At 26.4% G+C, this 13,659-nt stretch carries 13 protein-coding genes; 9 read left to right on the top strand and 4 right to left on the bottom strand.

Translation table 11 applies throughout. The features are described 5' to 3' along the window. Positions 1–13 precede the first annotated feature (13 nt). Complete coding sequence (locus AC2TY9_RS14420) at positions 14–832, top strand: HDOD domain-containing protein (protein ID WP_489778217.1); 819 nt, start codon at positions 14–16, stop codon at positions 830–832. Positions 833–852: 20 nt separating this feature from the next. Here AC2TY9_RS14420 and AC2TY9_RS14415 read toward each other — a convergent pair whose 3' ends face one another. Then, positions 853–3,258, bottom strand: coding sequence for a hypothetical protein (locus AC2TY9_RS14415; RefSeq protein WP_489778216.1), 2,406 nt, complete (start codon positions 3,256–3,258; stop codon positions 853–855). A gap of 44 nt (positions 3,259–3,302) precedes the next feature. Next, a complete protein-coding gene (gene recO / locus AC2TY9_RS14410; RefSeq protein ID WP_489778215.1) occupies positions 3,303–3,920 on the bottom strand; it encodes a recombination protein RecO in 618 nt (205 codons plus the stop codon). Between the two features lie 108 nt (positions 3,921–4,028). Here recO and ppnP point away from each other — a divergent pair, with 108 nt between their 5' ends. Next, positions 4,029–4,352, top strand: coding sequence for a pyrimidine/purine nucleoside phosphorylase (ppnP, locus tag AC2TY9_RS14405; RefSeq protein ID WP_489778214.1), 324 nt, complete (start codon positions 4,029–4,031; stop codon positions 4,350–4,352). Between the two features lie 348 nt (positions 4,353–4,700). Here the strand turns inward: ppnP and AC2TY9_RS14400 are convergent, their stop codons facing one another. After that, positions 4,701–5,087, bottom strand: a complete 387-nt coding sequence (locus tag AC2TY9_RS14400; RefSeq protein WP_489778213.1) for a class II SORL domain-containing protein — start codon at positions 5,085–5,087, stop codon at positions 4,701–4,703. A gap of 130 nt (positions 5,088–5,217) precedes the next feature. Between AC2TY9_RS14400 and AC2TY9_RS14395 the strand changes: the two genes are divergently transcribed. The 3 genes from AC2TY9_RS14395 to AC2TY9_RS14385 all read left to right on the top strand — a co-directional run bounded on the left by AC2TY9_RS14395 (position 5,218) and on the right by AC2TY9_RS14385 (position 7,572). Beyond that, positions 5,218–6,042: a thiamine-phosphate kinase gene (locus AC2TY9_RS14395; protein WP_489778212.1), complete on the top strand. Its 825-nt coding sequence runs from the start codon at positions 5,218–5,220 to the stop codon at positions 6,040–6,042. Between the two features lie 16 nt (positions 6,043–6,058). Then, positions 6,059–7,123, top strand: coding sequence for a tRNA pseudouridine(13) synthase TruD (truD, locus tag AC2TY9_RS14390; protein ID WP_489778211.1), 1,065 nt, complete (start codon positions 6,059–6,061; stop codon positions 7,121–7,123). An 89-nt stretch (positions 7,124–7,212) separates the two neighbouring features. Next, complete coding sequence (locus AC2TY9_RS14385) at positions 7,213–7,572, top strand: hypothetical protein (protein ID WP_489778210.1); 360 nt, start codon at positions 7,213–7,215, stop codon at positions 7,570–7,572. Positions 7,573–7,593: 21 nt separating this feature from the next. Here the strand turns inward: AC2TY9_RS14385 and AC2TY9_RS14380 are convergent, their stop codons facing one another. Continuing rightward, on the bottom strand, positions 7,594–9,780 hold the full coding sequence (locus AC2TY9_RS14380; protein ID WP_489778209.1) for a methyl-accepting chemotaxis protein: 2,187 nt from the start codon (positions 9,778–9,780) through the stop codon (positions 7,594–7,596). 97 nt (positions 9,781–9,877) lie between these two features. Between AC2TY9_RS14380 and ruvA the strand changes: the two genes are divergently transcribed. The 4 genes from ruvA to AC2TY9_RS14360 are packed head-to-tail and all read left to right on the top strand — an operon-like array spanning position 9,878 to position 13,650. Beyond that, positions 9,878–10,438, top strand: coding sequence for a Holliday junction branch migration protein RuvA (gene ruvA / locus AC2TY9_RS14375; protein ID WP_489778208.1), 561 nt, complete (start codon positions 9,878–9,880; stop codon positions 10,436–10,438). Between the two features lie 21 nt (positions 10,439–10,459). Beyond that, on the top strand, positions 10,460–11,494 hold the full coding sequence (locus AC2TY9_RS14370; protein WP_489778207.1) for a D-alanine--D-alanine ligase: 1,035 nt from the start codon (positions 10,460–10,462) through the stop codon (positions 11,492–11,494). Further along, positions 11,495–12,214, top strand: a complete 720-nt coding sequence (estV, locus tag AC2TY9_RS14365; protein WP_489778206.1) for an EstV family lipase — start codon at positions 11,495–11,497, stop codon at positions 12,212–12,214. After that, complete coding sequence (locus AC2TY9_RS14360; RefSeq protein WP_489778205.1) at positions 12,214–13,650, top strand: Mur ligase family protein; 1,437 nt, start codon at positions 12,214–12,216, stop codon at positions 13,648–13,650. The genes estV and AC2TY9_RS14360 overlap by 1 nt, the downstream gene beginning before the upstream one ends. Positions 13,651–13,659: the final 9 nt, after the last annotated feature.

Genomic DNA, 13,659 nt, shown 5'->3' with positions numbered 1-13,659 from the left:
AGAGGAGTATATTGTGAGTGATTATATTATTGAAAAAATCGAGTCTTTGCCTCCATTACCTAAGACAATAATTGAGATTGAAGAATTCAGACAAAAATCTGATAAAGAATCTTTTGAACTGCTAAAAATTGTAGAAAAAGATGCACTTATTGTTTCTACTTTATTAAAAGTTTCAAATTCAGCAATGTTTGGATTTAGAAGTAAAGTTGAAACAGCAAGTAAGGCTATAAATCTTTTAGGAATTAATTTTACCATTTCTATTGCAATTGGTGGTACAGTTCAAAATCTTTTAAAAACAAATTTATCTGCATATGGAATTAATAGTGATGACTTTATGAGAGCTTCAAATCTTGCAACTACTCTTACATCAAACTGGCTTTCTAAAGTATCATTTGACTTAAAAGAAGAATTAGTTCTACCCTCTTTATTACAAGAAGCAGGTAAATTTATTTTAGCTGATGTTATTGAAAATGAAGGTAAAACTGAAGAATTTAATCTGGCAATAAAAAGTGGTAAAGATGTCTCTTCTCTAGAAAAAGAACTTATAGGTATGACAACTTCTGAAATCACTGCTAGAATATTTAAACATTGGAAATTAAGTGAAAACTTAATTAATGTAATTGAATATGTTGATGATATTAAAAAATGTCCAGCAGAATATTTAGAAAGAACTCAAATCCTTGAAGTAGTTAAAATAATTTGTAACGTAACTGATGCCTTTAGTGATAAGAATATTGAAAAAGGTATTGCAAAAGCAAAAGAATATAATCTTGATATTAAAAGTTTAGAAAAAGCTATTGAAAAAATTCAAGATAGATTATTAGATGAATAATTAAGACAAGATAGTCTTAATTATTTAAACTCGTTATATTTATCCTCACTAGTCATTGCAAGACCTAAAGAGTGTAGTGATTTCTCTATAATATTATCTTTGTAACCCCATGATACAGAAATTGTCAAATTTGGTTTAATCTCTTCATCTTTAGTAATAAAATTTAACTCTTTTATCTTTTCTATATATTGTTTGTAGTCTTCATTTTTATTTAAAATAAAAGCAATTCTAGGGCCATAAAACCTATATAGAGGAATGAAATTATTTATTTTCAATACATAATCTTGAAAGAATTGATTAACTTTTTTATAATTAAATTTATTGTTTAACTCTATGAAATCATTAATATAAATCTCTACTAAAATAAACTCTTCATTTTCATCTTTTTGTAAAAGTTCTGCTTGAAGCTTATTTTTGTTGTAAAGTGTTGTTACAGTATCTTGATAAATGGGTATACTTTTTATGTAACTAATTATTAAATTTATAATATTCTGTTTAATATACTTTTTGTTTTTTTGATAAATATTTTCAAAAATATGTTTATATACCTTTGAGTAAGCTATTTTTAGTTTATATCCATCAATTAATGGAACCTCTAAACGTTCATAACCTAAATCTATAAGAATACAATCTTTTTCACATAGCCCTTCTACAGCAACAAATGTAAGCCCATGAAAAATATCTTCTGAGATAAAATGTTCAATATATTTATTTAAAAGTTGGTTATTTAAACCCTCATCATTAAAAATCTTTGTAACTATATTTGAAAGATCTTGATTTATTTGATATTTTAAATTAACTTCTTCTTGTTCAAAATATTCGTTCATCAGGTTTTGACCTATCTCAACATATTTTGAATCTGATATTAAAACACCTTCAAGATTCATTTTTTGTATATTTGATTTTCCATGATTATAAAGAATATCTTTGTTTAATTTTGCATATTCATTTTCTAGTAAATCTTTCCCATTGATACTTACATAATAAAAATAGTATAAAGAAGATTTCTTGATAGAATCATAATCAAAATAATAAGAAAAATATAGGGATAAAGATAAATATAGTTTTGAATAAATCGACATTAGATGTGATGCAATTTTATTCTCTTCAATATAATCAATTATTTTTTTAATGATTTTAGAATCTAATTTATCTGATTTTTTATAGATAAATTTATTTATAATCACATCACAAATATTTAATTTATAAAATTCATGATAGTCATTTTTGAATTTTTCAAAATCAAGAAGAATCTCTAGAATTTTAAACATTTTCTCATCATCAATATTTGATGAATAAAGTATTAAAGAATAAATGATATGCATATTTGAGCTATTAAAGTCGCATTTTTCTATAAACTCATTTATAATATCTTCATACTTTTTTGTTTCATAATCTTTATAATAGATATAGGAATAGTTTAATAAAAGTTCTTCTTTAAAACTATTTAGACTATTAAAAACTGGTACATTTTTATGGGTAATTGTTTGTTTATACAAGTTGATAATATCTTTAAACTTTTCAATACTTTGATAGTCATCTTCTTCGTAAGTTAATTCAAGTTTATATAAAAGATTCAATAGTAATGTTGTTGAAGAGTTTAGAAAAATATAATAGTATTCATAGCTATTAGTATCATTTGCAAAGTTTGTATTTTTTGATAAGTCATACCCTTCATAAATCTTTTCAAAATTAAAATTAAATTCCTCTATTAAGTATTCACAGTTTTTATTTGAGGCATCAATATAAGGGATATGAGAGTAATAAAATAAAAGTTTCCCTAGAATATTATTTAAGGTATTTATTTTATCTACATCAAGTTCAAGATTAAATTTTACAATATTAATTGTTTCACTAATTACATTAACTAAAGGGTTGATTGTCTTTTTTCTTAGAATATCAATTGAATTTATAGTACATAGCTCATTTATTACTTCTATTAAAATAGTATATAATTCAAATGTTAAATCAAAGTTTTCTTGCTCTTTTTCTTTTAAATTTTGTAACTCTTTTTCATATTCTCTAAATAGATTTCCTAGGATTTCCATATTATAAAAATTATAACTCTCAAAGATGTCAAATTTTTTTCCCATTGATAATAAATTTACAATAATTATAATCTCTTTAAAAACTATTGTCGTACTATCATCAAGGATATTTTTCATTTTATTTTGAATATATGAGAGTAAATATCTTTTAAAATTAATATTTGAAGTTATCTCATTTGCTATATCATCAGGAATATTTTGATTGTTAATATATAATTCACTAATATAATTTATCAAAGCATCATAATCATCATTTAAATTATCTAAAAAAGTTGTATTAGTTTTTATATCGTATTTTGAAAGTAGATTTGTAACAACAAAATCTTCTAAATCAACATCTAAAAATTCAGAAGCAGTGCTTTTTTTAATTATAAACATAGTGAATCCTAAAAAAAAGATAATCTATTATATAACTTTAAAACTTACAAACCTTGGAGTATTATATTCCATAAATAGTCAATCTCTTCATCTTCAAAGGAGATTGTATTCATATCATCAAAAAGTTCTCTTACTTTTTTTATTTTGAATTTTCTACTATAAGCACAAGCAGGATGAACTGGCATAAAGCTTCTAACAAGTGAAACATCTTTTTTTATATCTTTTTCACACAAGAAACAGTTTAGTTCATTATGAAGCCTACCTTCGTATTCTAAAAGTTTTAAATAGTTTTTACAAATAGCTCTTTTGGGGTTTTGTTTTATCATTTGATGGGATAATTTATCTAATAATTTAAAATAAAAAATATCAATCTCTTCCACATCTTTTAAATGAGGATAAAAAAGTTTTATAAATCTTTGCCAACAATATAGTTTTTCATTGTCAAATATCCATTCAAACCCTAATTGAATCACATCTTTAAGTCTAGGGATAGTACTTTTTAAATTAGATTCTAGTTCAAAATCAATTTTATAACCGACATTTATATTAGAGTGCCTTGCCCCATAAAATCTATAAGTTGTGAATAAATGAGTTTCACTTAAAATTGAAACGATTAAATCATCATCTTTAACCGATTTTATGTCTATAATGTAGCCTTGCATAACACTTTCTATAAATAATTTAAAAAAATTATATCAAATCTAAAATAGAAACTTGCTTCAAATAAAATTTATGCTAAAATATTTCAAACATTTTAAAAGGGAAAATAAATGGATTTTAGTAACGTTAATATTGCCAAGGAAGCTAGTATTCTTTATAACGGAAATATCACAAGTAGAGGTATCACTTTTGAAGATGGAAGTAAAAAAACATTAGGAATTATGTTACCTGGTGAGTACGAATTAAATACAGTAAATAAAGCTACAATAGATATCAATTCTGGTTCACTTGAAGTTATGTTGCCTGCTGAAGATTGGGTTGAATATACTGCACCTGCTAGTATTGAAATATCACAAAACTCAAAGTACAAATTAAAAGTTACATCATTAGTTGATTATTGTTGTTCTTTTGAAAAAGTATCATATAATAAGTAAAAGATAAAGTATTTACTTTATCTTTTATTTTTCTACATTAAAATTTTTTCACTTTTTTTATTAAAATAAATCTCAATTAATACTAATGATACTATTATGGAAGTTATCATCCAAAAATAGGGAATGTAAAAAGCTAAAATTAATAAAACAAAAATTATTGTTATTAATAAATATTTCATACCTGAAACCTTAAAGTGAGTTAATAATATAATAATATAATAATATATAAAAGTAAATAAAAAGTAAATTATAAAATAGTTTTATTTGATAAAAAAAGCTCTAAAAATTAATTTTAGAGCTTAGTGTAAGTTATTTGTTTGCCTTGGCTTCGAAGATTGTAACAGTAGATTATTCAGCTACAGAAACTTCTACAGGAGTTGATTCCCAGATACCATGTTTTGTACAGTATCCATGTGCAACTAGATTTAATTTTTTACCAGTTGGAATAATTGTAAATGTTGTAGTATTATGAGCTTTAACGTTTCCTAATGTTCCTGGAACATAAGATGCTTTTGCTAATTGAGTTTCACCATTAAATAGTGTTACAGACTCAATATAATGATCAAAATCATCTGGGTGAGTATATTCGTTACCCATTTTTACAGTTACTTCAAATGGTTCACCTTTTTTTGCAGTTTCAGCACAGTGGATAAATGGTGAGTGTCTATCAATTAAGTCTCTTTTTGCTTCTCTCTCAACAGTATCAATGTCAACATATTTGTTAATTTTTGGCATAGTTTTTCTCCTTAATAAAATTGCTGTGCATTATATCGAAAAATCTTGAATTAATAAGATAATTATTTTATTAAAATTGTTTTTAAGTAAAAAATCAGAAATGAAAGCTTCATTATGATAACATTCTTCGATGAATAAAGAAGATTATTTTATAAAACAATTTGACAAAAACTCATCTTTCATTGGAGATGATGGTGCCTTAGTGGGAAATCTTGTATACAGTAATGACGCTTTCTTTGAAGATGTTCATTTCAAAAAAGACTGGTTTAGTTTAAAGCAGATTGCAAGAAAGGCAATGTTAGTAAATATTTCTGATGCTATTGCTATGAATGCAGTTCCAAAATATGCACTTCTTACAGTTGCCATTCCTAAAGAATACACTAAAAAAGATATTAAGAAATTATCACAAGGGTTTTTAGAAGTTGCAGAAGAATATGGAATTGAGATAATTGGTGGAGATACAATCTCAAATATAAAACTTGATATCAGTGTTACTATTATTTCAAAAACAAATGATGCAAAATTAAGAAATGGAATTAAAAAAGATGATTTAATTTGCTATACAGGAGATTTAGGTACTTGTAAAAAAGACTTAGAAAAACTTTTAGCAGGGAAGAAAATTTCAAAAAAATCAAAATTTTTTGAACCTAAATTAAAAGCAGATTTTTTTTATGAAGTTTCAAAATATGTAAATGCAGCAATGGATATCTCAGATGGTTTATTTTTTGAACTTGAAAGAATGTCTAAACAAAGTAAAGTAGGTTTCAAGTTTTTTGATACTATTTCAAATGAAATAGCTTGTTCAGGTGAAGAGTATGAACTTTTATTTTCTTTTTCACCAAAATATATTAATAAAATAGAAGAAATAGCAAAAAAGCATGATGTGATTTTAAACATTTTTGCAAAGGCCAATAAAGGCAAATTTAGATGTGATTGTAAGAATCACCATTTTTAAAAAGGAAAAATATAATTTGAAAAATCTACAAAGGTATTTAAACCATTCAAAAATTGATGTTCACTTTAAACAAAGTAAAGAAGACTTTGTCGTTACAGAAGTTCCATTATATGAATTCTCAGGTGAGGGTGAACATATAATTATAAAGTTTAGAAAAAAAGATTTAACAACTTGGGATGCCGTTCAAATCTTTTCAGAGCAACTTGGATGTAAAAGTAGAGATATAGGATATGCTGGTTTAAAAGATAAAAATGCAATGACAGTACAACATATATCAGTTCCAAAACAATGTGAAGCTAACATAGAGAAATTTGCCCATGATAACATTAAAATTTTAGAAACAACTAATCATAACAATAAAGTTAGAATAGGGCATTTAAAAGGTAATAAGTTTTTTATTAGACTAAAAAGAGTAACACCTTTAGATGCAAAAAAAATAGAAGAGGCACTTGCAAGTATCACTAAATATGGTATGCCAAATTATTTCGGTTTTCAAAGGTTTGGAATAGAAGGAGATAATTATAAAAAAGGTGAAGCTATTATAAATGGTGAATTAAAAGAAAAAAATAGAAAACTAAAGCAGATGTATATAAATGCTTATCAAAGTTATCTTTTTAACTTATGGTTATCAAAGAGAATTGAAATCTCAAAATTAATTGAGGCCTTTGAACCAAAAGAGATTTATGAAAAACTACAACTGCCATTAGATGTTGTAAAACTTATGAAATCCCAAGAACATCCATTTAAAATTCTTTCAGGTGATTTAATGAGCCATTATCCCTATGGAAGAATTTTTTATGTTGAAAACATGGAAGAGGAAGCAAACAAATTTTCTAAGTTTGATAGAGTTCCAACTGGTTTACTTTGTGGAAGAAGAGTAAAAAAATCAGAAGATTTGGCTCAAACAATAGAAAAAGAGTTCGATAAAGAAATGAAAGAAGATGGTGCAAGAAGATTCGCTTGGATTTTCCCTACAGAAATAGAATCAAACTATAAAGAAGATAAAAATTGGATGGAATTGCAGTTTTATTTACCTAAGGGTTCATATGCAACAGAATTTATTGCAGAAATTATTCATTAGCTAAAGAAACTATAAGTACATATTTTACTTTATTATTTTTAAGTTAATTTAGGTTAAACTTTTTTTAATGAATGAAAAAGGGTTAAATAATGACTTATGAAGAATTAATAAAAGAGTTATGTGATGTTATAAAAGAATCTGAAGTAAATTCAGTTTCAATCTATGAAAATTTAGAAGAGTTAAATTCAAAAATTGAAAACTTTGATATACCAGCACATGATAAGAGTAAAATTCAAGATAATATTTCAAGTTCATTAGGTCTTCTTCAGCATCAAGATTTACATAGACAAAAAATAGAAAGAGTTGTAAATTATGTTTGTGAAAAGAATAATATTGATTCTAGTGAGTATAACATTTCTAATTCTGCTAAAACAATTTCAAGTGAAGAGAGTGATGAGTTTATGTCACAAGATGAACTTGATGCTTTAATAAAAAGTATGAACGCTTAAAGATAAAAAGGGATTTCCTTTTTATCTTTTACACACATCTTTTTTAAGACGGTTAAGGTTTCCAAAGATTCTAAGTGATTCAATTTCAACTTCTTTAGCTTTTTCATTAATTATTGAGTTATTTTGTTTTTGTGAGTTTACATCAATAAGGTTTTGTAATTTTTTTGTTAAATTTTCATTTAACTTTTGCAACTCTTCAATTGATTGATGGTTTGCATTCGGATTGATTTTTACATAGTTTTCAATCCATTCTCCTATTGAATTTTTTCTTTCAACTTGATATTGCGAATATGAACCAAGATTAGAATATATTTTATCTTTTAAAGAAAGTATTCCAACTTTTAAACTAGCTGTATCATATACTAAATCAATATTACAAACTTCATCTCTAGATTCTTGTAGAAACTCAGCTCTTGAAGCTGCTGTTACTAAAGAAGTAGACATATGAGCAATTTCAGCTGACATTTTAGAAATTTTATCTGCTACTTGTGCATTTTGTTGTGTTGCTTGATCAAGCATATTAACTGCATCATTAATTTGAGTAATCCCTTTTTCTTGTTCTTTTGACGAAGTTGCTACAAAGTCAATTTTTTGAATAGTTGAATTAATATTATCATTTAATACAGTATATCCAGAAATCATATCATCAGAGATTTTTTTACCATCTTGTGCTTTTTGTGTTGCTTTTTCAACTATTTCTTTAATCTCTTTTGCTGCTTCTGCACTTCTACTAGCTAGATTTCTAACTTCTTGTGCAACAACTGCAAAACCTTTACCTGCTTCACCAGCAGTAGCCGCTTCAACTGCAGCATTAAGTGATAAAATATTAGTTTGGAATGAGATTTGATCAATCACTTCAATTGCTTCATTTATTGAACTAACTTGAGTATTAATATCATCCATTGCATTTGCAGTTCTATTCGCTAAACTTTGACCATTTTCTGCAGATGAAGTAACTTTTTGAGCTAATTCAGCCATTTCTATAGAAGCTCTTGTATTACCTTGAATATTTGCTGTAATTTGCTCTAATGCTGCGGCAGTTTCCTCTAAAGATGCTGCTTGTTGATTTGAAGATTGAGATAAGTCATTGGATGCATTTGATAATGTATGTGTATTTTTATCTAAAGAATCACCTGTGTTCATAATCATTGCTAATATTTCTGAAGTGTTGTTACCTACTAATTTTATACCTGCAGTTAATGAACCTAAATCCCCATAAATTCCTTTATCATCAATTTTATGATCAAATTTTGATTTTGAGTATTCTCTAAGTGTAATATTTATTTTATCTAGGGTCTCTTTTGTATTTGAAATCATAATATTTAATTTGTTCTTTAAATCTTCAACATATGGGTTGGCAGCTTTTGTTTCAACCTTGTAAACAAAGAAACCGTTTCCTGTTTTTTCTAAAATATCATTTGCTTCTTCTATAACTTTTTCATCTTGTTTTAAACCTTCTCTAACTTTACCCATATATGAATTGAATAATTCAGCAACCTCTCCAACTTCATCTTTAGATACAACATCTAGTTTTATATTTGTATCATTTGAGTTAAGTAGATTTTGGAACCCCTCTTTAAGTTTATTAATAGGGTTAGTAGTTCTTTTTACAATTATAAAAATCAATCCAATAGTTATCCATCCAAATACTGTAGATAGAATTAAAATTTCAACTACTAAATCTGCTATTCTATCATCTGACTCATTAAGTGAAAATGTTAAGTCCATTACCCCAATAACATCACCTTCTTGTTGATTAGCATGACACATCAAACAATCTTGTGTAGCAACCATAGGTTTAATCATTCTTAAATCATGCACACCATTTTCAGTTGTTTCAATTAGTTGATTCTCTTTTGTCTTAAATGATTTTAAAACGTCTTTGTCTGTAGTGAATTTTGACTCTGGTGAATACATCTCTATCAGTGCTTGACTTTTTGCAATATTTAAGATTTTTACACCTTTAATAGTTCTTGCTTCATCTTCAGCTTTCATAATTTGAGCTGGATCACCTGTATTCATTGCATTTCTTAAACTTTGAAACATCGCAGTGTTTAACATTTCAAGATTTTCTTTTGTAACAATTATTGAATCTTTTTTTACTTGTTGAGTTGTAAAATAGGTTACAAATAGACTTGAAATTGTCATTAATATAAGTAAAGAAAATATAATTTTATTACTTATTTTTTTTGTTATTAATTCTAGCATCGTCCTCATCCCCATGAATTAAGCTTATATGCTGTATAATGTACTATTATAATTATTAATAAAATATTAAATTAAGTTAAAAGATGTAGAGAATTGTATGATTGTAGGTATTGAAGGAACAATTGAAAGAAAAGAACCAACATTATTAAATGTAAATGTTGGTGGAATAATTTACGAAGTTTTTGTTTCAGTTAACTGTAGCTCAAAAATTATTGATACAAAAGTTAAACTTTTTATTACTCATATTATTAGGGAAGACTCACAAACTTTATATGGTTTTTTAGACCCCAATGAAAAAAAACTTTTTGATACAGTAATAAAAATTAATGGTGTTGGTCCAAAGGTAGCATTAGCTATTTGTTCAACTTTTACCCCAGGCTCTTTTGCAAATATTGTTAGTTCAAACGATATTTCAATGTTAAAAAGGGTTCCAGGCATTGGTCCTAAGGGTGCAAGTAGAATCTTAGTAGAGTTGTCAGGATTTATTATTGATGGTGAAGAAGATGGTAACACTGATTCAAATCATAATATTGAAGCAGCACTTGCTTTAGAGTCTTTAGGGTTTAAAAAAGATATAGTATCAAAAGTACTTAAAAGCTGTAAATCTACAAATACAAGTGATTTAGTAAGAGAAGCACTTAAACATCTACAAAAATAATAAAAACTTAGGAGACAAAGATTGAAATTAGCTATCATTTTTGGAGGAAAATCTTATGAACATGAGATTTCAATAGTATCTGCAATTGCAATGAAAGATGTTTTAAAACACGAATTAACATATATTTTTTTAGATACAAATAGAGAGTTTTATCATATTCCAACTGATACAATAAAATCAAAACTTTTTAGTAGTGGTGAATATAAGAAGTGTGATAAACTTCTTTTAAAGAACGGAGCCTTTACAAAAAAAGCGATGTTTGGTGAAAAAACATTGGATTTTGATCTTGCTTTAAATATTATTCATGGTGGAGATGGAGAAGATGGTCTAGTTCCATCACTTTTAGAATTTAATAACATTCAATATCTTGGACCTAGAAAAGGTGCTTGCTCAGTATCTTTTAATAAGTTTTTAACAAAAGGTTATGCATCAAGCGTTGATGTTAAGACTATTCAATATAAATATTATACAGATAAAGCACAAGTTTCAGTTGTTCAATATCCAGTTATTATAAAACCAGTAACACTTGGAAGTTCAATTGGTGTTTCTATTGTAAAAAATCAAGATGAATTAGATTATGCTCTAGATGTTGCTTTTGAGTTTGATGATGCAGTTATCATTGAACCATTTATGCATGGTATAAAAGAGTATAACCTTGCAGGTTGTAAGGTTAATGGGGAGTTTGTATTTTCTATAATTGAAGAACCACAAAAGGCTGAGTTTTTAGATTTTGATAAAAAATATTTAGATTTTGCAAGAACTTCAAAAGCTATTGAAGCCAACTTAGATGATGAGATGGCTGAAAAAGTAAAAGAGACATTTAAAAAAATTTATAATAATACTTTTGAGGGCGCTTTAATTAGATGTGACTTATTTATTCATGAAGATGAAGTTTATTTAAATGAGATAAATCCTATTCCGGGTTCTATGGCAAACTATTTGTTTGAAGATTTTAATGGTGTTTTCACATCTTTAGCAAATGCTTTACCAAAACAAAGAAATATTACAATTAATTATGAGTATGTAAATAAAATACAAGCATCAAAGGGAAAATAATTGGCTCAAAAGAGTATAAATATTGATAATAAAAAATTTGATATTTCTTATGATTTAGTGAACCCTTCTTTAAAAAACGATTTTGTTGTTTTACATGGTTGGGGTTCAAATAAAGAGATAATGAAACAAGCCTTTAGTTCTTATTTAAAAGACTTTAGACATATTTATATTGATATGCCAGGCTTTGGTAAAAGTTCAAATGATTATACTCTTACTACAAATGATTATGCAAAAATAGTTGATAGTTTTTTAGAAGAGTTAAATTCAGATAAAAAAATTGTAGCTGGACACTCTTTTGGTGGAAAAGTAGCAACTTTAATAAATCCGGATAATCTTGTTTTACTAAGCACATCTGGTATTTTAGAAGAAAAACCATTAGATGTAAAATTAAAAATAAAATTCTCAAAAATCTTAAATACTTTAGGTTTAAAAGGTATAACTAAAGCTTTTAGAAGTAAAGATGTTAATCAAATGAGTGAAGCTATGTACTCAACTTTTAAAAATGTTGTTGATGAAGACTTTACAAACTCTTTTAAATCTTATAAAAAAAATGGTATGATTTTTTGGGGTGAAGAAGATTGTGCAACAACACTTCCTTCTGGGAAAAAGATTCATTCATTGATTCAAAATAGTAGTTTTACTTCATATAACGGTGACCACTACTTTTTCTTGAAACATGCAAATGATATTTCACAAAAAATTGAAAATGGAATTATTTAATGGAATACATATATATTTTTACGCATATAATTTTAATTATGGCATTAGGTTGGTACCTAATAACTAACCTTCAATGGTATAACTACAAAATCGAAAGAGTTGTCTTAAAACACCATAAATGGCAGTGGCATATCACTTATTTTGTTACACCAATTGTTTTATTCCATCTTTTGCCAGAACTTTATTTCACAATCTATTTTTATTTAATATTTATGACAAGCTTTATTTTATGGAATAATAAACTTGACAAATCTTTAGTTTTAACTGGTCGGGTTAAAAGATTTTTAGCAATACTATTATTCACAACTTTTGCAATAACTTCATTATGTTTAGCAAGTGAAGCTTGTCACTCTACAGCTGTATTTATTCCTTTATTTTTGGCATATGCTATCTCAACACTTTTAGAAAAAATGTTTTTTATATCGTTTAAACACAAAGCAAAAGAAAGACTTGAAACTATTCCAGGTTTAAAAACAATTGCTATTACTGCTTCATATGGAAAAACATCAATTAAAAACTATTTGTATCAAGTGTTAAAAAATAAATATAAAGTATACAAAACACCAAGGTCTGTAAATACTATAGGTGGAATTGTTTTAGATGTAAATAAAGAGCTACCTTTAGATACGCAAATTTATATTGCTGAAGCAGGTGCAAGACAGATGGGTGATATTGCAGAGATTACACTTTTTTTAGAACCAGAATATTGTGTTTTAGGTTCAGTTGGAGAACAACATATTGAGTATTTTAAAACTTTAGATAATATTATTCATACAAAAATGGAGATTTTACAAAGTCCAAAGATGAAAAAAGGTTTTGTACATGAGTCAGTTCCAATTAAAGAGTACGATACTATCACAAAATTTCCAGATAATCTAAATGTAACAATGTCAAACTTAGATGGTATATGGTTTGATATTTTAATCAATGGAGAACAACAACATTTTCATGCTCCTATACTTGGAAGTTTTAATGCAATAAATTTGACAGCTGTAATTTTGGTTGCCCATGAATTAGGTATGAGTATTGATGAGATAAAAATGGCAATAAAAGATTTACCTCAAGTTGAACATCGACTTCAAAAGATAGAAGCTGGTGGTAAAATTATTATAGATGATAGTTTTAATGGAAACCTAGAAGGGATGCTTGAAGCAATTAATATTTGTACACACCATGAAGGAAGAAAAGTTATTGTAACTCCTGGGCTTGTTGAATCGACGTCTGAAGCAAATATTTTATTGGCAAACGAGATTACCGAGAAATTTGATTTTGCAATTATTACGGGCTCTTTAAATACCCATTTATTAAGTGCAAATATTGATGATAGTAAACTATTTATTTTAAAAGATAAAGAGCAATTACAAGATACACTTGCACAAAAAACAAAAGCAGGAGATTTAATTCTTTTTGCTAATGATGCCCCAAACTTTATATAGGAAAATTCA

This window comes from Arcobacter sp. ISO1 (assembly GCF_058105185.1).
The sequence above is the reverse complement of the archived record's forward strand: the minus strand, read 5'-3'. Positions and strand labels throughout refer to the sequence as shown.

Bases quoted from the DNA above. Each gene is read 5' to 3' on its own strand.
- AC2TY9_RS14415 (WP_489778216.1), bottom strand. From the start codon at position 3,258: ATGTTTATAATTAAAAAAAGCACTGCTTCTGAATTTTTAGATGTTGAT.
- recO (WP_489778215.1), bottom strand. From the start codon at position 3,920: ATGCAAGGCTACATTATAGACATAAAATCGGTTAAAGATGATGATTTA.
- ppnP (WP_489778214.1), top strand. From the start codon at position 4,029: ATGGATTTTAGTAACGTTAATATTGCCAAGGAAGCTAGTATTCTTTAT.
- AC2TY9_RS14400 (WP_489778213.1), bottom strand. From the start codon at position 5,087: ATGCCAAAAATTAACAAATATGTTGACATTGATACTGTTGAGAGAGAA.
- AC2TY9_RS14395 (WP_489778212.1), top strand. From the start codon at position 5,218: ATGAATAAAGAAGATTATTTTATAAAACAATTTGACAAAAACTCATCT.
- AC2TY9_RS14385 (WP_489778210.1), top strand. From the start codon at position 7,213: ATGACTTATGAAGAATTAATAAAAGAGTTATGTGATGTTATAAAAGAA.
- AC2TY9_RS14380 (WP_489778209.1), bottom strand. From the start codon at position 9,780: ATGCTAGAATTAATAACAAAAAAAATAAGTAATAAAATTATATTTTCT.
- ruvA (WP_489778208.1), top strand. From the start codon at position 9,878: ATGATTGTAGGTATTGAAGGAACAATTGAAAGAAAAGAACCAACATTA.
- AC2TY9_RS14360 (WP_489778205.1), top strand. From the start codon at position 12,214: ATGGAATACATATATATTTTTACGCATATAATTTTAATTATGGCATTA.